At 71.2% G+C, this 21,514-nt stretch carries 16 protein-coding genes; 3 read left to right on the top strand and 13 right to left on the bottom strand.

Annotated features, from left to right (window positions below; translation table 11 throughout):
* Position 1 precedes the first annotated feature (1 nt).
* The 9 genes from HS104_27945 to HS104_27905 all read right to left on the bottom strand — a co-directional run bounded on the left by HS104_27945 (position 2) and on the right by HS104_27905 (position 12,528).
* Entirely contained in the window at positions 2–1,540 is a 1,539-nt protein-coding gene (locus HS104_27945) for a hypothetical protein (protein ID MBE7483784.1), read from the bottom strand.
* Positions 1,541–1,625: 85 nt separating this feature from the next.
* Positions 1,626–2,567 (bottom strand): hypothetical protein, encoded by a 942-nt coding sequence (locus HS104_27940; protein ID MBE7483783.1) that lies wholly within the window; start codon positions 2,565–2,567, stop codon positions 1,626–1,628.
* Positions 2,564–3,937: a cyclic nucleotide-binding domain-containing protein gene (locus tag HS104_27935; protein ID MBE7483782.1), complete on the bottom strand. Its 1,374-nt coding sequence runs from the start codon at positions 3,935–3,937 to the stop codon at positions 2,564–2,566. The genes HS104_27940 and HS104_27935 overlap by 4 nt, the downstream gene beginning before the upstream one ends.
* A 48-nt stretch (positions 3,938–3,985) precedes the next feature.
* Positions 3,986–4,657, bottom strand: coding sequence for a DNA repair protein (locus HS104_27930; GenBank protein MBE7483781.1), 672 nt, complete (start codon positions 4,655–4,657; stop codon positions 3,986–3,988).
* Between the two features lie 160 nt (positions 4,658–4,817).
* Positions 4,818–5,549 (bottom strand): competence/damage-inducible protein A, encoded by a 732-nt coding sequence (locus HS104_27925; GenBank protein MBE7483780.1) that lies wholly within the window; start codon positions 5,547–5,549, stop codon positions 4,818–4,820.
* Positions 5,550–5,569: 20 nt separating this feature from the next.
* Positions 5,570–5,794: an exodeoxyribonuclease VII small subunit gene (xseB, locus tag HS104_27920; GenBank protein MBE7483779.1), complete on the bottom strand. Its 225-nt coding sequence runs from the start codon at positions 5,792–5,794 to the stop codon at positions 5,570–5,572.
* A gap of 178 nt (positions 5,795–5,972) precedes the next feature.
* A complete protein-coding gene (locus tag HS104_27915; protein MBE7483778.1) occupies positions 5,973–8,063 on the bottom strand; it encodes a HEAT repeat domain-containing protein in 2,091 nt (696 codons plus the stop codon).
* Entirely contained in the window at positions 8,060–10,123 is a 2,064-nt protein-coding gene (locus HS104_27910) for a hypothetical protein (GenBank protein ID MBE7483777.1), read from the bottom strand. Before HS104_27910 ends, HS104_27915 begins: the two co-directional genes overlap by 4 nt.
* A gap of 47 nt (positions 10,124–10,170) precedes the next feature.
* Entirely contained in the window at positions 10,171–12,528 is a 2,358-nt protein-coding gene (locus tag HS104_27905) for a protein kinase (GenBank protein ID MBE7483776.1), read from the bottom strand.
* Positions 12,529–12,636: 108 nt separating this feature from the next.
* Between HS104_27905 and murA the strand changes: the two genes are divergently transcribed.
* Positions 12,637–13,905, top strand: coding sequence for a UDP-N-acetylglucosamine 1-carboxyvinyltransferase (gene murA, locus HS104_27900; GenBank protein ID MBE7483775.1), 1,269 nt, complete (start codon positions 12,637–12,639; stop codon positions 13,903–13,905).
* A 35-nt stretch (positions 13,906–13,940) separates the two neighbouring features.
* Positions 13,941–14,522, top strand: a complete 582-nt coding sequence (locus HS104_27895; GenBank protein MBE7483774.1) for an ATP phosphoribosyltransferase — start codon at positions 13,941–13,943, stop codon at positions 14,520–14,522.
* Positions 14,523–14,537: 15 nt separating this feature from the next.
* Here HS104_27895 and HS104_27890 read toward each other — a convergent pair whose 3' ends face one another.
* Genes HS104_27890 through HS104_27880 form a run of 3 tightly spaced genes read right to left on the bottom strand, consistent with a single transcriptional unit; the run spans position 14,538 to position 18,991 of the window.
* Positions 14,538–15,665: a PAS domain-containing protein gene (locus HS104_27890; GenBank protein ID MBE7483773.1), complete on the bottom strand. Its 1,128-nt coding sequence runs from the start codon at positions 15,663–15,665 to the stop codon at positions 14,538–14,540.
* A gap of 28 nt (positions 15,666–15,693) precedes the next feature.
* Positions 15,694–17,904 (bottom strand): hypothetical protein, encoded by a 2,211-nt coding sequence (locus HS104_27885; protein ID MBE7483772.1) that lies wholly within the window; start codon positions 17,902–17,904, stop codon positions 15,694–15,696.
* A gap of 43 nt (positions 17,905–17,947) precedes the next feature.
* Entirely contained in the window at positions 17,948–18,991 is a 1,044-nt protein-coding gene (locus HS104_27880; protein ID MBE7483771.1) for a class I SAM-dependent methyltransferase, read from the bottom strand.
* Between the two features lie 157 nt (positions 18,992–19,148).
* On the opposite strand from HS104_27880, the gene HS104_27875 reads away from it, so the two are divergent.
* On the top strand, positions 19,149–19,997 hold the full coding sequence (locus HS104_27875; protein ID MBE7483770.1) for a hypothetical protein: 849 nt from the start codon (positions 19,149–19,151) through the stop codon (positions 19,995–19,997).
* A gap of 9 nt (positions 19,998–20,006) precedes the next feature.
* Here HS104_27875 and HS104_27870 read toward each other — a convergent pair whose 3' ends face one another.
* On the bottom strand, positions 20,007–21,350 hold the full coding sequence (locus HS104_27870) for a phosphoenolpyruvate kinase (GenBank protein ID MBE7483769.1): 1,344 nt from the start codon (positions 21,348–21,350) through the stop codon (positions 20,007–20,009).
* Positions 21,351–21,514: the final 164 nt, after the last annotated feature.

Below are 21,514 nucleotides of genomic sequence, written 5' to 3'. Positions count from 1 at the left end.
CTCAGAACATGACGGTCGCGTTGAGCCAGGCGTCGAAGGCGTGGGAGTCGTCGACCTTGAAGCGGCGCCCGGGCGTGTTGATGACGGGCCGGTAGTTCGGGTTCGGGATGCCGGTGGCGGAGTAACCGGTCGCGGTCGTGCTCTTGCAGGGCCCGGACTTGCGGATGTCGTCCGAGAAGTCGGGGTTGCAGGCTTGGTCGAAGGTCAAGAGGTGGCTCTGCACCAAGGTGTAGCCGCCGCCGAGGCTGAACTTCACGTACTCCCCGGCCTGCCACGTCAGCTCGGTGCTGAAGGTGTAGATGCCGTGCTGCTGCACGTCGGTCAGGCCGGTGGTGTAGACCTTCTGGGAGTTCGGATCGACGACGGAGCGCGGGTTACCCGGGCCGTCGGGGGCGGTGGGATCGAAGGCCGGGTTCTCGCGGTACGAAGCGTAGGTGGGCCTGCGCAGGCTGGGGGCGTCGCTCGAGCCGAGGGCGTCGTAGAGCTCCGAGTAGTCGCGCCCCTCCGACTTGTAGGTGCCGGTGAAGCGGAAGTCGATGGTGACCCGCTGGTACTGATCGCGGATCTCCCAAGGGATCACGTTCAGGCCCATGATGATCGAGCCTGCCAGCGGCGGGTGGTTGACCAGCGAGCCCTTGAGGTCCGTGGAGCCGTAGTCGCTGTCCTCGTTCTGGAACTCGAACAGCGCTTTGAAGCCGCCGTAGGGCTCGATGTACTTGATGCGCTTCGACAGGTAGGTGTGGAGCTCGAGCCCAGTGGTCCCGCGGCTGACGCCGGGTTTGCGCTCCGACAGGTCCTCGCCCTCGAGCTGGTCTCCCGTCACCGGATCCGCGTTGTCGCGGATACCGTTGCGGTTGATGTCCGACGGCGCCGCGCACTTCTTCTGCGGCCCGGGCTGGTTCAGTCCGGCGGTGGAGCTGCTGCACGCGTGCATCGGCTCCGACACGCTGAAGCGACCCTCGAAGCCGATGACCCAGGTGGGCTTGGTGAGGTCGCGGAACTGGTTCATCAGCGCGAAGTCGAGCCCGACCGCCAGGTACTCGATGCCGCTGCGGGTCGGTGACTCGAAGGGCAGGGAGAAGAGCTGCTCGCCCGGCGCACCGGCGAGCACCACACGCTGCTGGGCCTCGCTGCCTTCGAGCCCCTCGAGCTTGCGCTTGTTGCTCAGGATGATGGGCAGACGGAAGACGAGCTGGATGTCCTTGTAGACCCCGATGGCGGCGCGCGTGTTCAGGCGGCTGGTCGTCTCGGAGTACTCCGCGACGTTCATGTCGTCGGAGGCGTACCCGCCCGTGGTCAGCCCGGCCTGGATGACCGAGCTCTCGCGGCGAATCTTCGCGCTCTTCCAGGTGTGCTGGTAGCCGAGAGACAGGTGCAGGTCGAACGGGTCGTCGTCGTCGAAGGCGTCGACCACCTGCGTGACCTCGGCCGGCTCGCGCAGGACCGAGGGTTCCGTGACCTTGCGCGGCTCGTCCGCCCGGGCCGGATCGGCTGCACCCACCAGGTAGACCGCGATGGCGAGCCCCGTTCCCAGCCGCATCGCGTCGAGACTATCCCTACGAAGACTCATCGACGTCGCCCGTAGCGGACGCTAGCGGTGTGGGGCCGAAACTGTCAACGACGCATCATTCTGCGGAGCTTTTTGCTGCCGGCTCGCCCGGGACCCCGAGCGACCGCCAGCGGCGGCTGGCCTCCTGCACCCTCCGCTCGAATCCGCTCCGTTTGTCGGTGTCCGGCTCGGTTCGCGCTCCGGCGCGCGCCGCGCCGCAGGCCCGTCGCGCCGCCTTCCGGGCCCCGAGGTGCGCCGCCGCGCGCTCCCCCAGCGTACCCCCGTCGCCGGTGGCGGGGCCGAGCACGGCGCGAGCGAGGCCTTCGGCTTGCTCGGCGGCCCGCTCGCACTCCTTGACCAGGGGCTCGATCGTGCCCGGACCGGTCAGGACGGGCTTGTCGTTCGGCCCACCAGCCTTCTCCGGCCCCTTCCGGGTCGCGCCTTGGGCGGGCAACACCCACGCCTCGCCCTTCGTCGAACTGACGTCCACCTTGGTCTTGGACGCCCGAACGGTGATTTGGGCGTCTCCGTAGCTGACCGTCCCGAGCGGTGTGAACACGACGACCTCGGCGCCGGGTCTCGCTCCCGGGCCGGCGGTGCTCACGAAAGTGCCCGCCGCCAGCAGCACGTCCTCTTCACCGTCCAGGCAGGGCAGCGCCGCTCCGGGCCCCTTCAACGTCACCTCGCGGGTGCTGACCGTGTGACGCAGCGTGAGCGAGGCGTCCTTGCCCAGCTCGAGCCAGGCCGTCCCGTAGACCACCGCGCCGTTCGCCAGCGGCTCGCCGCCCTGCTTCACCTCGCCGCTGAGCCCCAGGATGCGGCAGCCCGAGCTCGTCGCTGCCGGCACGCGCGGGCGGACCGGTGGAGCGCTCGCCGAGGGCAGAACGCTCGCGGTGCTGCTCGCGGTGCTGCTCGCGGTGCTCGAGCCGAGCTGGGGCCCGGGCGTGGGCGGTGGGTCGCAGGCGGCGACGGCCAGGGCCAGGCCCAGCCAGTGGCAGCCTCCGCCGCCGGCTCTCACGAAGCGCCGCCCGGGTTTCTGAGCGAGCGCGGGGGCGGCGGGATGACCAGCGTCTTCCGGTTGTCGTCTTCGTCGTCGTCGAAGATCTCGGAGGTGATGTCCTCGGCCATCTCTTCGCGCGCTTGATCGAGCTCCCGGCTCGTGTCGGCGAGGCGATCGGCGAGCACGCCCAGGAACTGCCAGAGCAGCTTGACCGCGAGCTGGTGCTCCTTGCGCAGGATGTCGAAGAAGTCCACGCGCCGGATCATCATCAGCTCGCTGTCGCCCTCGCTCACCACGGTTGCCGAGCGCGGCTGGGCGCGGATCAGCGCCATCTCGCCGAAGTGCTCGCCCTGCTTGAGCGTCGCGAGCTGGGTCCCGCCGCGCAAGACCTTGACCTGGCCGTTCAGTACGATGAACAGCTCCTCGCCGCGATCGCCCTCCTTGATCACGCGGTCGCCGTTCTTGTAGGCGACCACGTCGGTCACCTCCTGCACGCGCAGGAGCTCGCGTTCACCGAGCATGCGGAACAGCGGCATGCGCGCCAAAATGTCGCGCTTGAGCTGCAGCTTCTGGGCGCGCGCGTCGTCGCGCGCCTCGACGTCGCCCACCGTGACGATGATGGCGGTGATGTTGTCGCCGCCGCCTCGGGTGTTGGCCGCGTCGATCAGCGACTTGACCGCGGCCTCGGCGTCGCGGTTGCTGAGCAGCTTGCCCAGCTCGGCGACCTCGTCGCCCTCGAAATACATGCTGAGGCCGTCGCTGCACAAGAGGAAGCGATCGCCGGCGACCACGTCGATCACGATGGTGTCGGGCTCGCAGTGCTCGTAGACGCCCACCGCGCGCGTCACGGCGTTCTTCTGCGACAGGAGCTTGTCCGCCTTCTCCTTCGGCAGCTTCTTCTTCTTGATCAGCTCGTTGTAGACGTTGTGGTCTTCGGTGATCTGCTGGATGGAGCCGTTGCGCAACAGGTAGCAGCGGCTGTCGCCGACGTAGGTGACGAAGGCTTGGTTGCCCGCCATCAAGATGGAGACCAGCGTGGTCCCCATGCCGCGCTTGCTGGGGTCCTTCACCGCTTCGGCGTGGACCCGGCCCGAGGCGCGGTTGACGGCGAACTCGAGCATGTTGATCACGTCGCGCTTGCTGACGCGGTCGGCGCCCGTCTTGCCGGCGATGTAGTCGGTGACCAGTTCCAGCTCGCGCTTCACCTCTTCGTGCACGGTGCGGACCGCCACCGCGCTGGCCACCTCGCCCGCGGCGTGGCCGCCCATACCGTCGCAGACCACGTACAGCGCGAGCTTCTTGTCGACGAGGAAGTTGTCCTCGTTGTGGTCGCGCTGACGTCCGACGTCGGTCAACGCGGCGAATTGGGCAACGCCGCTCTCGGTCACGGCGGCGACTCTAAATCAAAGCGAACGATTCGTCAGCGGCATAGCGGGTCACGGCTCCAGGGCTTCGAAAACGCTGGATGCGCCGCCCTTGGCCACCACGACGTGGTCCAGCAGTGGCACCCCGACGACCTCGCAAGCGCCGGCCACGGCACGGGTCATGTGTACGTCCTCGGGGCTGGGCGTCGGGTCGCCGCTCGGGTGGTTGTGGACGAGCACGATGGCGCTCGCGGCCTCGCGCAGCGCCGGAGTCAAGACGTCACGCGGCGTCAGCGCACAGCCGTGTGCGCCGCCCTGCGCCACGCGACGCGCCGATTTGAGCGTGTTGCGACCGTCCAGGCACAAGAGCCAGACCTCCTCGTGCTCGAGGTGGACGAGTCGCGGAGCCGCCCAACGCTCGACCTCGCGGAAGGATCCGATGGTCTCTCCTCGCGGCTCGACGAGGGCGGCGTGGACGCGCCGGCCGAGCTCGATGGCGGCGCTGACCCGCAACGCCCGGTCGGTGCGGACTCGCGCCGAGACGGCGATGTCCCGCGCGCCCATGCGCGCGATGCCGGCGAGGCCGCCGGCGTGGTCGAGCAGGCGGGCTGCGGGGGTGCGGGCGCCTCGGCGCCTGGCGGGTCCGACCAGCAGCGACAAGAGCTCCACGTCGCCGAGCTCGTTCGGGCCGGCTGCGGCGTGCTCGGAGGACGGGTCGGCGGACGTCGAAGCGGGGTGTTGCATGGACGGTCCCGACAGCACGCCGCGTGCCAGCGGCGGAAGCCAGAAGAATTCCCCGCGTCGAGCGCGAGGCCGGCGGCGCTTCGCCACCGGCCTGCCCATGACTCGGCGTCATTCGGGCGCCTTCTCGGGTGGCGAGGCTTCGCCACCCTTGGCCGCTCCGTCACTCGACGGCGAAGACGTCGGCCTCGGCGAGCTCGGCCACGAACGCCGCGAGCGCCGCCTCCACAGCCGCCGCGTCCCGCGAGTCGAAGGTGATCTTGGTCTTGTAGCTCGCGTCGAACCACTTGGGGTACGAGCCGACGTCCACGCCGGGGTGGGCCTCGACGACTCGGTCCAAGAGCGGCTTCAGGCTGCCCTCGTCGAGGCGCGTGAGGACCGCCTTGGAATGGAACGGCACCGGTCCGCGCACCCACTCGCGCACGACGGAGAGCTTGCTGCGGAAGATCTGCGGCACCCCGGGCAAGACCCAGACGTTGCCCATGACCACGGTCGGCCAGCGTTCGGCGCTGGTGGTGGCGAGGAACGCCCCCTCCGGCACCCGGGCCATGCGCAGGTGATGTTCCGTGCAGCGTTCGCCATACGCCGCGCGGAGCATCTCTGCCATGGACTCGTCGACGCGAGCCTCGACCCCGAAGGCCCTCGCGACGGCGTCGAGGGTCAGGTCGTCGTGGGTCGGTCCCACGCCCCCGCTCGTGAACACCACGTCATGGGAGCGACTGTAAGCGGCGACCTCGCTCGCGATCAGATCCATCTCGTCGGGGATCATCACCACGCGGCGGAGCGCGATGCCCAGCGCGCGCAAGGTCCGGGCCAGCTCGACCAGGTTCGCCTCGTGGACCTTGCCGCTCAGGAGCTCGTTTCCGATCAGGACGGCCGCGGCGCTCTCGGCGATCAGACTCTTCACGGGGCCCCTCACTCCGTCGGAAGCTCGCGCACCACCGGGTTGCCGGCCTCGTCGATGGACAAGAGCTCCTCGACGCGGCGTTCGGCCTGGTCGAGCTTGGCCTGGGACGCGCGCGACAAGCGCACGCCTTCTTCGAACAGCTCGAGGGAGCGCTCGAGCGGCAGCTCGCCGGACTCCAGCTGCTCGACGATCTCGCCCAGGCGCGCGAGGGAGACCTCGAAGCTCGGCTCGATCTCGGCGGATGCACGCGGCCGCTTCTTGTTGTCGGGGCTCTTCGGTTCCACGCGGCCATCCCGGGGCAGAAGGTCGCCGAGCTCCAGGCTCGACTTCGGCAGTCTTGCCACGACCGGATCACGATCACCAGGCGTGGCGAAAACCCGTGGAAACTGCCAGCGAACGCGCTTCGCGACGCTAGGGTTTGCCCCCACCCGCGTCGGCGGCGAGCCGCAGCGTCAGGGGTCCCTCCGGAAGCCCGGTCATCACGATCGCGCCGTCCGGATCCGCGACGACGGGCAGCGAGGCGCCGCTGGAGGTGCCGATTCGGGCCTCGGGTGGGGCTCCGCTCTTGGCGCCGCCGTCGACCAGCGACAGCCACAGCGTGGAGCGACCGCGCGGAAGCGCCGAGAGGCGAGTGCCCCGGAGGGCGAGGCGCGCTGCGCTTCGTGCGCGCTCGTCACCGTCGAGCTCGGCCGCGAGTCGCAACGTGGCCTGGCGCGTGCGATCCGTACGACGACTGAGCGCCACGACCACCGCGTGGCGAACGTCGGCGTCTTGCTCGAAGCGGTACATCTCTCCGAGCAAGCCCACCGCCGAGGGTTCCTTGCTCTCACCCAGGCCCAGGGCGACGTGCGCGCGGATCAGCGGATCGCCGCTCTGGGCCAGGCGCTCGATCTGGGGGCGCTCGCTCTCGCCATCGCGGGTCGCCAGCGCCTTGGCCGCGATGGCCGCGGCGCCTCCACCGCCTTCGACGAGCTCGATCACCACGCTCGTCGGAACCCGGCGCGCGCTCGACTCCCTGACCAAGCTGATCGCCAGCGCCACGCGGACCAGCGGATCAGTCTCGTTCGCCAGCCGCTCGGCGGCCACGTTCGCCGAGCGCTCGTCCAACGCCGCGCGGGCCGCCGCCCGCACCACCACTGGATCCGCACGCCCGAGCAGCGCGCGGGCGTCGTCGGCGTTGCGCGTGGCGATGCCCCAGGCGCCGGCGGCACGGTCAGCGGCGTCGCCCGCGACGATCAGCGCCCTGAGCGCCGCGTCGAGATCGGGCACGCGCTCGCCGAGCACGGCCTCGCGGACGACCGCGGCGCGCGCGGCGTTGCGGCGCGTCGTGGTCTTGCCGAGCGCGCGCGCCAACAGAGCCCGCGCGTCGCTGCCGGGGCAGGTGGCGAGCGCATAGGCGGCTGCGGCGCCGTGCCGAGGGCTCCCGAGCTCCTGGAACAAGCGCTCCGCCGCCCGCGGGGTGCCCACGCGGCCGATCGCACCGAGGAGCAGCGGCGCCCCGGTGTCGTCCGCCTTCGCCAGGCGTTCGGTCAGCAGCGGCAGGAGCTCGGCGTTGCGACTCTGTCGCGACAGCTCGAGGCCCGCATCCGACGTCTCTTCGTTCTTCAGGAGCGCGCTCAGGGCGCGACCGGCATCCGACGTGCCCGCCGACAGGAGGATGCTCGTCGCGGCGACCGCCAGCGGAGCCTCTTTCGCGTGCTTCGCCAGCCAGAGCCGCGCGAGCTCCACCGTCTCGTAGTCGCCCAGGCGGGTCAACGCGACCGCCGCCCGGCCCTTGAGCTCCGGTGAGCCGTGCTTGACCCAGCTCCGGAGCGTGGCGAACGCGCGCTGATCGCCCAAGGCGTCGAGCACCTCCACGAGCGTTCTCGTGGGAGCGCCGCGCGCCGTCAGGACCGGGCCCAGGTTCTTCGGCGGGTGAGCCAGGATCGCCCGCGCGGCGGCGGCGGCGATCGGACCCTCCTGCCGCAGCGCCTTGCCAAGGATCTCCAGCGCTCGCTCGTCCCCGGTGCGCGCCAGCGCGAGCGCCGCCGTGTCGCGGACCAGCACCTCACCGGGGTCGTCGGCTCGCCCGGTGCTCGAGCTCGCCATCGCGCGTGCGAGCGCCTGGCGCGGGCCGTCCTGGCTGGCCCGCATCGCCAGGGCTCGCACGACCGTCAGCCGTTCCTCGAAGCGCTTCGCGGCGCCGCCCGGCTCGAGGCTCTTGCCGAGCAGCTCCATCGCCGCCGGCGTCCCCACGTCGCCCAGGCGCTCGAAGCCACGCACGCGCTCCGCCGGTGCGATCGAGCGAATCAGTCGGGCCGCCGTGGTGTAGCCCTGCCGCGCCTTGAGGCTGCTCGGCGCGACGTTCGGCGAGCCCGGGGGGCGCGCCGGCTTGACCGATCTCTTCGGGACGACGCGGGGCGGAGGGGGCGGGCGGCGCGGGCTGATCTGTGCCTCGGCGACCGACGGTGCGCTCAGGCAGAGCGCCAGCAAGAGCCAAACGCCGCGGCGCTGGATCGTCACGGTGCTTTCTTGGGAGCAGGTGGCGGCGGAGCCTTCGGCGGCGCCGCCGGCGTGGTGGGTTTGGGCGCGGTCGGCTTCGCCGCGGGCGCGACGGCCTTCGCCGGGATGGCCAGCCTCGGCGCGGGGGCCGTTGCGGGCTTGGCCGCGCCGGGTGCGCCCGAGCCCAGGATCAAGATGCCGTAGCCCTGCGCCGCTGCGCCCGGCTGAGCCTTCACGGCGCTCCAGCCGATGCTCTCGGCGGCGTCGTCCCGGTGAGTCAGCGCGCGCAGCGTGTTGACCAGGGCGAAGGACTTGTTCAGCGCCTCCTGCTCGGCCTCCTGAGTGCCGCCGGCGGGCTTCACGCCGACCAGCGCGACCCACGCGCGGTTCTTGTTCAGCTCGGTTGCCAGCGCTCGAACGCTAGGCAAGGTCTTCGGGTCGATCTGAACCGCGTCCGCCTTTCCGGTGAGCTTCGGCGCCACGCGCCAGCGCAGCGTGCGCTGGTCGCCCTTCTCCTCGACGACCAGGAGGGGCTTGGCGCGCTGAGCCGCCGGCTTGTCGGCGTCGTCGTCGGGGCAGCCGTCGTCGTCGTCCACGCCGTCGAAGTCCTCCGCGGCGTCCGGGCACTTGTCCGACGCGTCGTCGAAGGTGTCGCCGTCGCGGTCGGGGCTCGGGCAGCCGTTCAGCTTGGGATCGGAGCGGGCCTCGCCCTTCAGCAGCGGGCAGGCGTCCTCCTCGTCGAGCACCCCATCGCCGTCGTTGTCGGGGTCGGGGCAGCCGTCGTCGTCCTGGAAGCCGTCCTTGTCTTCGGGTTGATCGGGGCACTTGTCTGCGGCGTCGTCCACGCCGTCGTCGTCGGCGTCCTTGGCGGGGCAGCCCGGACCGCGCTTGGAACCTTCGGGCGGGCCGGCTTCGTTCGGGCAGGCGTCCTGGGCGTCCGGCGTGCCGTCGGCGTCGTTGTCGGGATCGGGGCAGCCGTCGTCGTCCTGGAACTCGTCCTCGTCTTCCTTCTCGAGGGGACACTTGTCCTCTTCGTCCGGGACGCCGTCGTCGTCGTTGTCGAAGTCGGGGCAGCCGTCGCGGTCCTCGAAGCCGTCCTTGTCTTCCGCCAGCTCCGGGCACTCGTCCAGGTCGTCCGCGATGCCGTCGCCGTCTTGGTCGTAGAAGCGCGGTGCCCAGGAGATGCCGAGCACGCCGCGGACCTGGGGGCTGCCGACCGCGCCGTTGAGCGGCAGCTCCGCGCCAGCGATCAGCGAGACGTCACCCAGGCCGTACCGAGCCGAGACTCCCGCGAGGACGGGGGACCCGGCTCCGCTGCCGAATTTGGGCGAGAGCGCGACCTGACCGCGCGCCTCGGCCGTCCAGGTCCAGCGCCCGTGCTTGTCGAGGCCGAGCGCCTGCGGGCGCAGCCCGATGGCGACGCCCCACGGCAGCTCGTGTCCGAAGTCTTCTCCGACGTAGGTCCGCTGCTCGCCGCGGATCTTGGCGCCCGCGGTGCCCTGCACCGTCAGCGCGATCAGCCGGAGCTCACCGAGCAGGCGGAGCTCACCGGTCACCTCGCCGTCCGACACGTAGCTGCGGCTGTCGCCGGTCGGCGCCGTCACGCGGGCGAGCGCCGCCAGCCCGAAGCCGCCCATGCTGCTGGTGGGCACGAGCGTGGCCTTGAGCCCGAAGGCCGCGTCGCCCACCGCCGTCTGCGGCAGGCGGCCATCGCCGAGCTCGGCGCTCACATCGTCCCCGTTCTGGTAGAGCACCGTCGGCAAGGTCAGGCTGACGGCCAGCCGGTCGAGGATGCCGAGCGCCGCGACGTAGTCGAGCGAGAGCTGGTTCTTCAGCGGGATGGCGACGCGCGTGCCGGAGGAGTCCTCCAAGGTCACGGGCCGATGCGTGTAGGAGAGCCACGCGCCCACGTTCCAGTCGCCCGCGCTCGGCGTGGACGAGGGTTCCAGGTAGAGTGAGCCCTGCGGATCGGCGGGCGGGTGGAAGTTGCGCAGATCGAGGGACGGCTGCGGATCGGCAGCCGCCACACTCGAGAGGACGAGAACGCCCGCGGAGAGGGCGAGCCTCTGGCTCGGTCGCATGGCCGCCAAGAGTAGTCTCGGCACTCGCCGAAGACCGAAGGAAAAAATCACGCCTTGCGGACGTGTTCCGCGCGCTCGCGAACCACGGCCGAAAGCCGCTCGAATTCGCCAAGCTGCCTGAGCGGGCCGAGGACCGGGCAGCGCTCGATCCAGTTCTGGTCAGAGAGGCCGGCGGCCACCGCGGACTCGAGCTGCCGGACCGCGTGGGGCAGGTCGCCGGCGAAGCAGGTGATCTCGGTCGCCAGCATGTGCTTGAAAGCGGCGAAGCGCGGCGCCTGATCGCGCTGCATGAACTGCGAGCTCATGAACTCGAGCACCTGCTCGGAGAGCGTGCCCGACTCGATGACCGAGAGGCAGGCGCGCGTGTAGAGCACCGGCAGCAGGTCCTCGGCGGACTCGGGGGCCACGAGCCCGCGTACGCGCTGTTTGGCGTCCGGGCTCCAGAGCGCGAGGCGCGCGCGCGACGCCGCCTTCAAGCTGTGCGTCTGCTCGTCCTCCGCCGGTACGCGCTCGAGGGCGTCGACCTCGTCCCAGCTTCCCGCGTAGGCGTGGATGCGCGCCATGTGGAAGCGGCACCTGAGCTCCGGGTCGAGGGCCAGCGCGGCGCGGTAACGCTCGAGCGCGAGCTCCAGATCGTGCACCTCGAGGGAGATCTCCGCGCCGAGCTCGTGGGCCTCGGCGAGCTGGGGCGCACGCGCGAGCGCTTGGGCGAGCAGGCGGGAGGCGGCCGCCAAGTCCTGCTCCACGAACCGGACCGAGGCCAGGGCGAGCCAGCTCTCGCCGCGCTCCGGAGCCACACCGAGCGCGCGCTCCGCCAGCTCCCGCGCGCCGTGCGCCTCGGCGGCGCCGCCGTCGTAGTACCAGAGCCGGGCCCGGGCCCGCGCGTAGGCGGCCAGCAGCGTGGCGTCTCCCGGCGCGCGCTGGTGAGCCTCGGCGAACAGCTCGACCGCACGCCGCACCGGCTCGCGCCAGATCTTGCGCAGCTCGCCCTTGCCCCGCAGATACAGGTCGATGGCGCTCGGGTCGCTGGGCGCGGCCCGGAGCGGAGCCGCGGGATCGACGCTCAGCGCCTCGGCGATGGCGTGGGCGGCTTCGTCGCTCACCACCAGGGCGTCCGCTTGCGGCCGATCGAAGCGCTTGGCCCAGAGCTGAAAGCCGTCCGAGACGCCGATCAGGCGCGTGCTCACGCGCAGCGCGGCGCCGGCGCGCCGCACCGACCCGTCCACCACGACCTGGACGCCCAAGCGCTGGCCCACCTCGCGCGGGTCGGTCTCGGCGTTCCTGTAGGGCAGCACGCTGGCGCGGGGCCGAACCTTGAGGCCGGGAGTCATGCTCAGCGTGTCGATCAGATCCTCGGTCAGGCCGTCGGCCAGGTAGTCGTCCTCCGTCGGGCCCGCGTTGCGGAACGGCAGCACCGCCAGGGTCTTCTCCCCCGGCCTGGTCTGCGTGCTCGGGTTCGGTGGCTGCCACGCGCCGGAGGAACGCGAGACGCTGAGCTCGTCGATCTGCGTGGGCGCGGCGGAGCTCAGCTCCGCCGTCAGCTGAGCGACGTTCCCGTAACGGTCGTCCCGCTGCCGGGCCATGCAGCGCCGCACGACGCGGCACAGGGCCTCGGGCAGATCGGCGCGCTCGCGCCGCGGATCGGGACCGTCGCTCGTGAGCCGCGCGGAGGCCACGGCGTAGGCGGAGTTGCCGCTGAACGGCATCGCTCCCGTCAGCATCTCGAAGAGGAGCACGCCCAGGGCGTAGATGTCGGCCCGCGCGTCCACGTCCGGCAGCGCTTCGACCTGTTCGGGGGCCATGTACGCGGGAGTGCCGACCACGCCGCCCAAGGTCTTCTGCGTGTCGGTCTCGTCCTCGCGGGCGCACGCGATGCCGAAGTCGGTGAGCACGACCCGCCCCTTCTTGTCGAGGAGCACGTTCTCCGGCTTGAGATCACGGTGCACCACCCCGACGGCGTGGGCCGCCGCGAGCCCGGCACACACCTCGAGCGCGATGCTGGTGACCCGCGCCGGCGCCAGGCGTCCCTCCCGACCGAGCAACGCCGAGAGGGACTCGCCCTCGACGTACTCCATGGTCAGAAACCTCTCGCTGCCGTGCTCGCCGATGTCGAAGGTCCGCGCCACGTTGGGGTGAGTGACCCGGCGAGCGAGCTTCACCTCGCGACGGAAGCGCTCGAGCAGGCGCGGCGAGGCGACCACGTCCGAGCGCAGCGTCTTCAGCGCCACCGTCTCCTCGAGCTCCCGGTCGAACGCGCGGTACACGCTGCCCATCCCGCCCGCGCCGAGCAACCCCAGGATCTCGTAGCGTCCACCGAGCACCACGCGCTCGCCCGACTCGGACGCGGCCGACCAGGGCGTCATGCCGACGGTGGCATCGGGGTCGCGCGGCTCGTCTTGGCTCATGGCGAGAGGCAGCGGAGCGTAGCGCGGATCGGGGCCGCTGACCCGTCGATCGGACGCGGGATTTTCTTCCTTGCCCCGTAGCGCGGCCGAGCGTAGGCGAGCCGCTCGATGGACGCGATTCGAGTTCGAGGCAACGGGCCGCTCTCCGGCCGCATCGTCGTGGGCGGCGCCAAGAACGCCGCGCTGCCGATCCTGTGCGCGACGCTGCTCTCGGACGGCCCGTCGCTCTTGCGCAACGTACCCGGGCTCCGCGACATCGAGACCACTTCGGCGCTGCTCCGATTCCTGGGCCGGGACGTGACCGTGGCGACGCCGGAGGTGCGAGTTGCGGCGGCCTCGGGATCGGTGCGGCCGGAGGCGCCCTACGAGCTCGTGCGGCAGATGCGCGCCAGCGTGCTGGTGCTCGGGCCGCTCGTGGCGCGCTACGGCCGCGCCAAGGTGTCGCTGCCGGGCGGCTGCGCCATCGGCGCCCGCCCCATCGATCAGCACCTGAAGGGGCTCGAAGCGCTGGGCGCGACCATCCACACCGAGCACGGCTACGTGGTGGCGGAGGCGCCCCGGCTGCGCGGCGCCGAGATCGTCTTCGACCTGCCCACGGTGACCGGGACGGAGAACCTGATGATGGCCGCGGCCCTCGCCAAGGGCCAGACCACCCTGGTCAACTGCGCGCGCGAGCCGGAGGTCGAGGAGCTCGGGCGCGTGCTGAACAAGATGGGCGCGCGGGTGGAGGGCGCCGGCACCGACATCATCCACATCCACGGCGCCGACGCGCTCGACCCCTTCGACCACGCCATCATCAGCGACCGCATCGAGGCGGGCACCTTCATGGCCGCGGTGGGTGCCGCCGGCGGCGACGTGCTCTTGGAGCACGCCCCCATCGATCAGCTGGAGCCCGTCATCGTCAAGATGCGCCAGGCCGGGCTCGAGATCGAGCGCGAGGGAGAGCACATGCGAGTGCGGCGCCAGCGGCCGCTCCGCGCCGTGGACGTCACGACCGCGCCGCACCCCGGCTTCCCCACCGACATGCAGGCGCAGTTCATGGCGATGATGTGCGTCGCCGAGGGGCAGAGCGTGCTCACGGAGACGATCTTCGAGAACCGCTTCATGCACGTGCCGGAGCTGTGTCGCATGGGCGCGGACATCGAGACCCGGGGGCACACCGCGTTCGTGACCGGAGTCAAAGGCCTGTCCGGCGCCAGCGTGATGGCCACGGATCTGCGCGCCAGCGCCTCCCTGGTCATCGCCGGGCTGGTCGCCGAGGGCGACACCATCGTGCGGCGCGTCTACCACCTGGATCGCGGCTACGAGCACATCGAGAAGAAGCTGGCCGGAGCCGGCGCCAACATCGAGCGCGTGCTCCTCGAAGGCACGCCGTGAGCCCGCTCACCCTGGCCATCCCCAAGGGTCGGGTCATGAAGCAGCTGGCGGGCCTGTTCGAGCGCGCCGGCGTCGATGCCAGCTGCCTGCTCGCCGACGACCGGCGCTTGGTTCGGGAGAGCGCCGACGGCTCCTTGCGCTTCCTCTTGCTCAAGCCCGACGACGTGCCGACCTACGTCGAGTACGGCGCGGCCGATCTGGGGGTGAGCGGGCGCGACGTGCTCGCCGAGCGTCGCTACGACCTCTACCAGCCGCTGGACCTCGGCATCGGGCGCTGCCGCATGGTCGTCGCCGCCAAGAAGGGCGCCAGCGTGCCGGCGCTGCCGCGCGTCGCCACCAAATACGCCCACATCGCCGCCGAGCACTTCGCCCGGAAGGGCGTGCAGGCGGAGATCATCTACGTGCAGGGGTCGGTGGAGCTGGCGCCGCTGGTGGGCCTGGCCCACCTGATCGTCGATCTGGTCGAGACCGGCACCACCCTCGCGGAGAACGAGCTCGAAGAGCGCGAGCTGGTGGCGGAGGTGTCCAGCGTGGTGGTGGCGAACCGCGCGCAGTTCAAGCTCCGGCGCCGGGAGATCGAGCCGCTCTTGGCGGCGCTCCGCGGTGCGCTTGGGTGAGGCACGAGCACCTGCTCAATCCCTTGCCGTCGGCAAGCGGATTTCGAAGCAGGCGCCGCCGAGCTGACTCCTTCGGTAGTGGAGCGAGCCCTGCTGGTTTTCGACCAGGCTTCGGGCGGTAGCCAAGCCCAGCCCGAGCCCGTTCGGCTTGGTCGTGACCAGCGGCTCGAACAAGCCGGGCAACGCCTGCTCGGGGACGCCGGCGCCGCTGTCCTCCACGCACACGACGACGGCATCGCCCTCGTCCGCTCCGTGGCAGAGCACGCGACCGCCGGGCTTGGGTGCGGCATCGAAAGCGTTCCCGAGCAGGTTGGACACGGCGTCGGCGACCTGTCCCGGATCCACCGAGACCTGCGGCAAAGCCTCGAGCGAGAGCTCGAGCTGCACCCCGTCTGGCGCCGGCGTACGCCGGAGCACGTCCCGAAACAGCGCCGACAGCGACACTTGCTCGGGCGTGGGCGGGCGCACCCGCGCGAACTCGACCAGATCGGTGACGATGCGGTTTGCCTGCGTGGCCTCCTCGAGCAGGATCTCGATGGCGCGCTGCGCGTCCGGGTTGGGCGCGTCCCTGAGCAGGCGCCGGAGCACGAACGCGGCGTTGCTGATCGCGCCCAGCGGGTTGCGGATCTGGTGCGCCAGCCCGCCGGCGAGCTGCCCGAGCGCCGCCAGGCGCTCCTGGCGCATCAGGCGTTGCTGCGCGCTGAGCAGCGCCGCCGTGCGCTCCGCCACGCGGCGCTCCAGGTCCTCGTTGGCGAGCCGGAGCTTCTCCTCGGCCTCCTTGAGGGAGGTGATGTCGTGGATGATCCCCACCACGTGCGTCACCGTGTGGGTCTCGTCGAAGAGCGGCACCTTGGTCGTGGCCAGGATGTGGCGCTTGCCCGCTGCGTCGGTGATCGGCTCCTCCTCGATCGACACCGGGACTCCTGCGGAGAAGAGCTCCTCGTCCTTTTGGCGAAAGAAGTCCGCCTCGGCCCGCGGAAAGAAATCGTAGTCCGTCTTGCCGAGCATCCGTTCGCGCGGGAAGCCGACCATGTCGCACAGCGCCTGGTTGAGCAGCACGAAGCGGAAGCTGCGATCCTTCACGAAGATGGGGTGCCCCACCGCGTCGAGGATGCGCCCGGCAGACAACGACTCCCCCGCCATCGGGCCGGAGCATAGCTCGCCTTCGCGCTCATGGTGAAGCTCCACAACTGACCTCGAGCCGCCGCACCGCGACGCCGAGCCGGCGCCCGTCCGCCGACTGCCCCGACAGCGCCGGCACGAATGTCGCCGAGCGCAGCGTGAGCGTGTGGCGTCCGGCTCGGAGCAGGCCGTCTCCGAGCGGATAGACGTCGCTCGTGGGCTCACGGCCGAGCAGCCGCTGGTCGAGGAGGAGCTCCACCCCGAGGGGTGCGTCGAGGTCGGCAGACAACCGGCACACGGCGCGGGAGGGCGAGGAGAAGTGCACGAGACCCTCGCCGCTGGTCCAGCGCCACGAGCCGCCGGCGTCGCGCTCGAGACCGTGGAAGCCTTCGAGCGCTTCGGCGTCGGCGAAGAGGTCGATGCCGCCCTCCCCGGTGCGCGACAGCTCGAGCGGTGGCGTCGCCTCGTCGAAGCGTTCCCTGCCCACCTCCTGCATCTGGAAGCTCGGGGCGCTGGCCGCTTGCCGGGCCGACAGCGACAGCTCGAAGGCATGCGTCTGGCCCGGAGGCACGGCCGCGGAGAGCTCGGCGAACGGCAGTCCTGCGCCATCGCGGGGCGCGAGGCGAAAACGTCCGGGAGACCAGGTCGAGGTGCCCGTGTTCCGCAGGCGCACCACGACGGGGCCGCGATCGTCCGGGCCACCGCGCTTGGAGACGAACACGGCGCGGTTCCTGACGATCTTCTCGCGACACAGCCCGAGCACGTCCGCGGGCAGGGACGTGCTCGCGACGACGCTGCCCCGCGCAGGCTCCAGGTAGAAGAGACCCCGTCGGGCGGCGTGCGCGCGGACGAGCTCCGCGAGCACGCCCGGCTGGACCGCGTGGCAATCCACCAGTCGCGGCAGGCTCGCGGCGTCGGTGAGCAGCTTGGTGACGACGCCGTCCCGATCCTCGAAGGTGATCGGGCACGACGGGCGCGGGTCGTTGGCCAGCGTCAGGCCGGCCCAGCCGAAGCCGAGCTGACGCTCCGCGAAGATTTCGGGATCCGGGTCGTACAGGCGGGGAGCACGGGCGAGCACGAACGCGGCGAGCGGCGCTTGCTCGACCCAGGACTCTCGCCGGGCCACGCGCCGCCAGTCGAGCACGACGATGGCCGCGTGCAGCGCGACCCCGGCCCAGGTCAGCTGCGCCAGCCGGCGCACGGGCGGCGCGTGGAACACGGCCAGGTACGCCCAGAGCGGCAGCGTCCACACGGCGTAGCGGAGCAGCCCCGCGCAGCCGGCGTTCCAGTTCGCCGTCGCCGTCGCGGCGGCCATCATGGCGAGCAGCGTGGCGGCGAGGCCGAGCGCCTCGATGTCCCGACGCCGGAGCGCGTGGGCGACGCTCACGAGCGCCGGGAGCAGGAGCAGCGGGACGTACGGCAGGAGCCCCTGGTTCAGGTCGGTGACGAAGCTCCAGAGACGCGCCAACGACACCTGGGACAGACCGGCGGTCCCCGTCGCGACGATGGGATTCGCGTGACCGGTGCTGAACAGGTAGTAGGCGGGGGGCAGGAGCGCCAGCGCCCCGGCGCCTAGCGTCTTCGCTGTCTCTTCGAGCGACCGTTCGCGCAGCGCGCGGCCGCACGCCCAGAGCGCGAGGAACGCGAGCGGGGGATTCTGAAGCGCCGCCACGGCCGCGGCTGCCGCTGCGGCCGGGTAGAGGCGTCCGTGCAACGCGACCAGGGCCAGCAGCGTGAACGCCCACGAGTACACCTCGGGGTGCGGCCAGGGCAGGTACCAAAGGACCGGCGTGGCGGTCGCGAGGGCGGCGAACAGCAGGCGCGAGCGGGGCGGCGCGCGCATCTTGAAGGCCACCACGAAGACGGCGCCCAGCAGCAAGAGCGCGTTCAGCACCTGGAAGCTGGCGCTCTGTCGCTGGCCGAGCAGGCCCAGGACGAGCCGGACCGGCGCTGCCGCCAGCGAGTAGGCCCAGAAGTGAATGCTGTGACTCTCGCCGGGGCTCTTGCCGGGCACGTAACCGGCGGGCACGCCCTGTCCGGACACCGGGTGTTCCCAGCCGAACGCGTCGGCCGTCCAGCGCGCTTGCCCCACTCGGTACTCGGGCGTCCCGTGCTCGACGATCGACTCGAGCATCAGAAAGTACTCGCCGCCGTCGCCGTAGACGCGTGCCGGGCTCTTCAGCGCCCAGAGCAGCAGGGCGGCCGCGGCCAACGCGAACAGCACTCCCGGGAGTGTCCGCTTCGGCTCGAGCTGCCCCACGCCCCTGGCAGGCTAGTGCGCGCCTGGGGCGGTCACAACCGAGCTACTCCTTCTTGCCGAACCTGAGCGTCATGCGGTCGCTCTCACCGATCGCGACGAACTTCTCCCGGTCCTTGTCCCCGCCGCGCAGCGTGGGCGGCAGTGACCACACCCCGTCGGGGTGGTCTCGGGTGTCCTTGGGGTTGGCGTTGATCTCGCTCTTCTTCTGCAACTTGAAGCCCGCGGCCTCGATGCGCTCGATCAGCCACTTCTCCGGCAGGTAGCCCTGCTTGGAGCTGACCGCCGGATCGGCGTCGGGGGCCGCGCGGTGCTGCACCACCCCGAGCACGCCCTTGGGCTTGAGCGCGCGGCGGAGCTCCGCGAGCCAAGCGTCCAGCGTGCCGTTGTTCTGCATGCCGTGCATGCCGCGGATCACCAGCGCCAGGTCCAGCGTGCCCTCTTGCGGGAGCTTCGGGTTCTTCCCGTCCACCGTCACGCGCTCGACCTTGCCGAAGAGCTCCGGCGACTTGTCGAGGAACAGCTGCACGCGCTCGGCATAAAACGTGGCGCGCAGGTCCGGCGGCCCCTTCGGATCGCCGTTGGTGATGACGAGCTTGCCCCGCTTGGCCAGCGCGGGCGCCAGGAGCTCCGTGTACCAGCCCTCGCCCGGGCCGTATTCGAGCACCGTCATCGTGGGGGCGAAGCCCATGAATTCGAGCGTCTCGAGCGGATGCCGGTGGCGATCGCGCGCCGCGCTCTCGGGCCGACGGTGCTTGCCGGCGAGCGCCGCCAGGATCGCCGCCTTGCCGGTCGGGTAGCTCTTCTCGGCCAGCGCCCGGGCCTCGGCGGTGAGCTCCGGGGTCCAGCGCGCGAGCTCCGCCTTGTGGTCGGCCAGCATCTTCTCGCGGTCGGCCTCGAGCTTCTGCTTCTCCTCCGCCTTCTTCTTTTCCTCGGCGCTCGGCTCGGGCGCCGGCTTGTCGGCGGCGAGCTCCTCGTTCTGAGCGGTGGGCGCCACCACCGGCTCGATGGGCGCGACGCTGGGCTCTTTGGCCGGGCCGCACGCGGCAAACAGGACGCAGCCCGCGGAAACCAGGATGGACTTCGACATGCGCCCGGACTTAGTGCGTGTCGGCTTCCCCGTCGAGTGCCCGTGGCACACCCGCGTGGCACAAAGCCGGCCGCGTTTGCCGCGGGCCGATGATGAGACGCCGCGGGAGATCCGCCGGGATCTTCGCTTGGCACGTCCCCTGCTCAATCGCCGGGCCATGCGCTGGCTGACTCCCTGTCTCGTGCTCTCGGGTCTCGCTCTCTTTGGCTGCGGCGGTTCCACCACGCAGGACGGCGGCAGCGGCGGCAGCGGCGGGAGCAACGCCGGCGCCGGGGGCAGCGGCGCCGGGGGCAGCGGCGGCTGGAGCGGAGGTGGCTCGTCCGGCTTCGGGGGGTCGGCGGGCAGCGCCGGCAGCGCCGGCTCGGCGGGGGCGCCCGGCTGCTGCGACCCCGGGGCGAAGTACGACTGCGAGACCTATGGCGACTCGCTGATGTGCGTGAAGGGCGTGTGCAAGGAGCCGCCGCCTCCCGGTCTCTGCTGGTCGGACCAGGACTGCGGCGGCTTCGGCTCGATCTGCCAGGGCGGCTTCGTCTGCCCGTGCAACGCGGACTGCGCCGCTGCCGATCAGCTGGGCAAGTGCTCGGTCGTGCCCGGCTGCTGCTCGACGGCCAGCGACTGCCCCCAGAAGCCCAACGCGCCGATGGTGTGCGTCGGCGGGAACTGCGAGATGAAGCCCCCGCCGGGGCAGTGCTGGAGCGACGCGGACTGCGGCAAGGGCACGAGCTGCGGCGGCGCCTGCGTCTGCCCTTGCGGAGCCGTCTGCGCGTGCGGCGGTCAGATGGGCTGGTGCGAAGGCCCACCGCCCCCGCCGCCGTCGTTGTGCTGCAGCTCGCAGTTCGAGTGCGGGCCCGGCGGCGTGTGCGCCGAAGGCGTGTGCAAGCTGTCAATCGCCGGCGCGTGCTGGTCCGACGTCGAGTGCCCCAAGGGGACGAAGTGCACCGGCGCGTCCATCTGCCCGTGCGGGGCGCTCTGCGGGGTGATGGACTCGCCGGGGAAGTGCCTTTGACTGAGCTTCCTAGCGTTTGCTCCGCCCCGCCAAGATCTTCACGAACGAGCGCGTGGCGATCTCGTCGTGCGTGAGGCCGGTGGAGCCGAGCTCGTCGAGGGAGACGGCGCCCGAGCTGAGGCCGCGAAGGAAGTAGTTGATCAGGCCCTGACCGGTGGCGGCGTCGTCGAACATGTCGCCGACCAGCGTGGCCTGCGCCGCCTTGTCGATGAAGTTCTTCAGGCGGTTGGCCGCCGCGTCGAAGCCCTCCAGGAAGAAGGCGTAGGTGGCGGCGTAGCGGACCGGGAGCTGAGCGGGGTGAAGATCCCAGCCCTGGTAGAAGCCGTTCTCGAGCGCGTGCCGGATGTTGTCGCCGGCGAGCTTCCAGGCGGCGTGGACGCTCCGCTCGTTGTCGCGGAGCTGGGCCTCGCTCAGGGTCTCACCCTTGGCCGCGCGGTGCGGCGCGATGGGCATGACCGTGGTCGCGCCGTCCGAGAGCCAGACCCCGGTGTTGGCGAAGGCGACCTTCATCAGGTGCAGCGCGAAGTCGCAGGCGGGGTGGGTGATGGCCTGGTAGGCCGCGGTGATGTTGCAGCTCGCGGTGTAGTCGTAGGTGCCGAAGTGCGCGCTGCGCAGCCGGCCTTCCGCCGCGTGGTGCAAGAGCGGCAGGGTCGAGCGCCCCTCGCGGTCGAGCAGCGACTGGGTGAGCTCGACCATCAGCTCGATCTGGAGCGACCCCGGCGCGAGCCCGGTGCGCTTCTCGATCCGCTCGAGCAGGCGCACCAGCGTCGTGACCTGCTCGGGGATCGGCACCTTCGGCAGCGTGACCACGAAGCCGTCGGGGAGTCCGCCCGCTTCCTTCACCAGGGTGGAGATGAACAGATCGAGGGTGCGGACCGAGCGGCGCTTGAGCTCGTCGTTGAGCGGCTTGACGCGCACGCCGATGAACGGGGGCAACGTGCCCGCCTTCATGCCCCGCGCCAGCTCCGTCGCGGCGCCGACCGCGGTCGCGTCCTCCTCGGCCTCGGGCCGGTTGCCGTAGCCGTCCTCGAAGTCGATGCGGAAGTCCTCGACGGCCTCGGTCTCGAGCTTCTTCCTCACGCGCCGGTGGATGGTGTTCGCGAAGTCGTCGCTGGCGGTGAGCCCCAGCGCGCGCGTCAGCGCTGGGCCGTCCTTGGCGTAGGTGTCGAGCGCGCGCACCGCGAGCTCGCCCAGCTTCTTGGTGGTGTCCGCCTTGAACAGATGAGCGCCGCCGTACACGGTGTGGATGGGCTGGCGGTCGGGGCGGTCCCCCGGGTAGTCGTGCGCGAAGCGCTGGTTCGCGGCGGCGAGGGCGTCGAGGGCGTCTTTGGCTTCGTCGTACAGCGTGCTCATGCGTCGGATCTCCGGGGCGCATCGATAGGACGAACGCGTTGCCCAGGCAACCCGGCTTCAGTCCTGTAGGCCGGAGTCGGCCGGAGTTGGCGAAGTGGATCTTCGTCATTTGCAGGGCGAAGTCACACCCGGGGTTGGCTCGACGGGCAGCGACTGGACCGATT

Source organism: Polyangiaceae bacterium (assembly GCA_015075635.1).
Classification (GTDB): Bacteria; Myxococcota_A; Polyangia; order Polyangiales; family Polyangiaceae; genus JADJKB01.
The sequence above is the reverse complement of the archived record's forward strand: the minus strand, read 5'-3'. Positions and strand labels throughout refer to the sequence as shown.

What these genes read in the sequence shown, in the direction of transcription:
- murA (MBE7483775.1), top strand. Translation starts at nt 12,637, where the DNA reads ATGGACGCGATTCGAGTTCGAGGCAACGGGCCGCTCTCCGGCCGCATC.
- HS104_27910 (MBE7483777.1), bottom strand. Translation starts at nt 10,123, where the DNA reads ATGCGACCGAGCCAGAGGCTCGCCCTCTCCGCGGGCGTTCTCGTCCTC.
- HS104_27875 (MBE7483770.1), top strand. Translation starts at nt 19,149, where the DNA reads ATGCGCTGGCTGACTCCCTGTCTCGTGCTCTCGGGTCTCGCTCTCTTT.
- HS104_27905 (MBE7483776.1), bottom strand. Translation starts at nt 12,528, where the DNA reads ATGAGCCAAGACGAGCCGCGCGACCCCGATGCCACCGTCGGCATGACG.
- HS104_27945 (MBE7483784.1), bottom strand. Translation starts at nt 1,540, where the DNA reads ATGCGGCTGGGAACGGGGCTCGCCATCGCGGTCTACCTGGTGGGTGCA.
- HS104_27880 (MBE7483771.1), bottom strand. Translation starts at nt 18,991, where the DNA reads ATGTCGAAGTCCATCCTGGTTTCCGCGGGCTGCGTCCTGTTTGCCGCG.
- HS104_27895 (MBE7483774.1), top strand. Translation starts at nt 13,941, where the DNA reads ATGAAGCAGCTGGCGGGCCTGTTCGAGCGCGCCGGCGTCGATGCCAGC.
- HS104_27870 (MBE7483769.1), bottom strand. Translation starts at nt 21,350, where the DNA reads ATGAGCACGCTGTACGACGAAGCCAAAGACGCCCTCGACGCCCTCGCC.
- HS104_27930 (MBE7483781.1), bottom strand. Translation starts at nt 4,657, where the DNA reads ATGCAACACCCCGCTTCGACGTCCGCCGACCCGTCCTCCGAGCACGCC.
- HS104_27890 (MBE7483773.1), bottom strand. Translation starts at nt 15,665, where the DNA reads ATGGCGGGGGAGTCGTTGTCTGCCGGGCGCATCCTCGACGCGGTGGGG.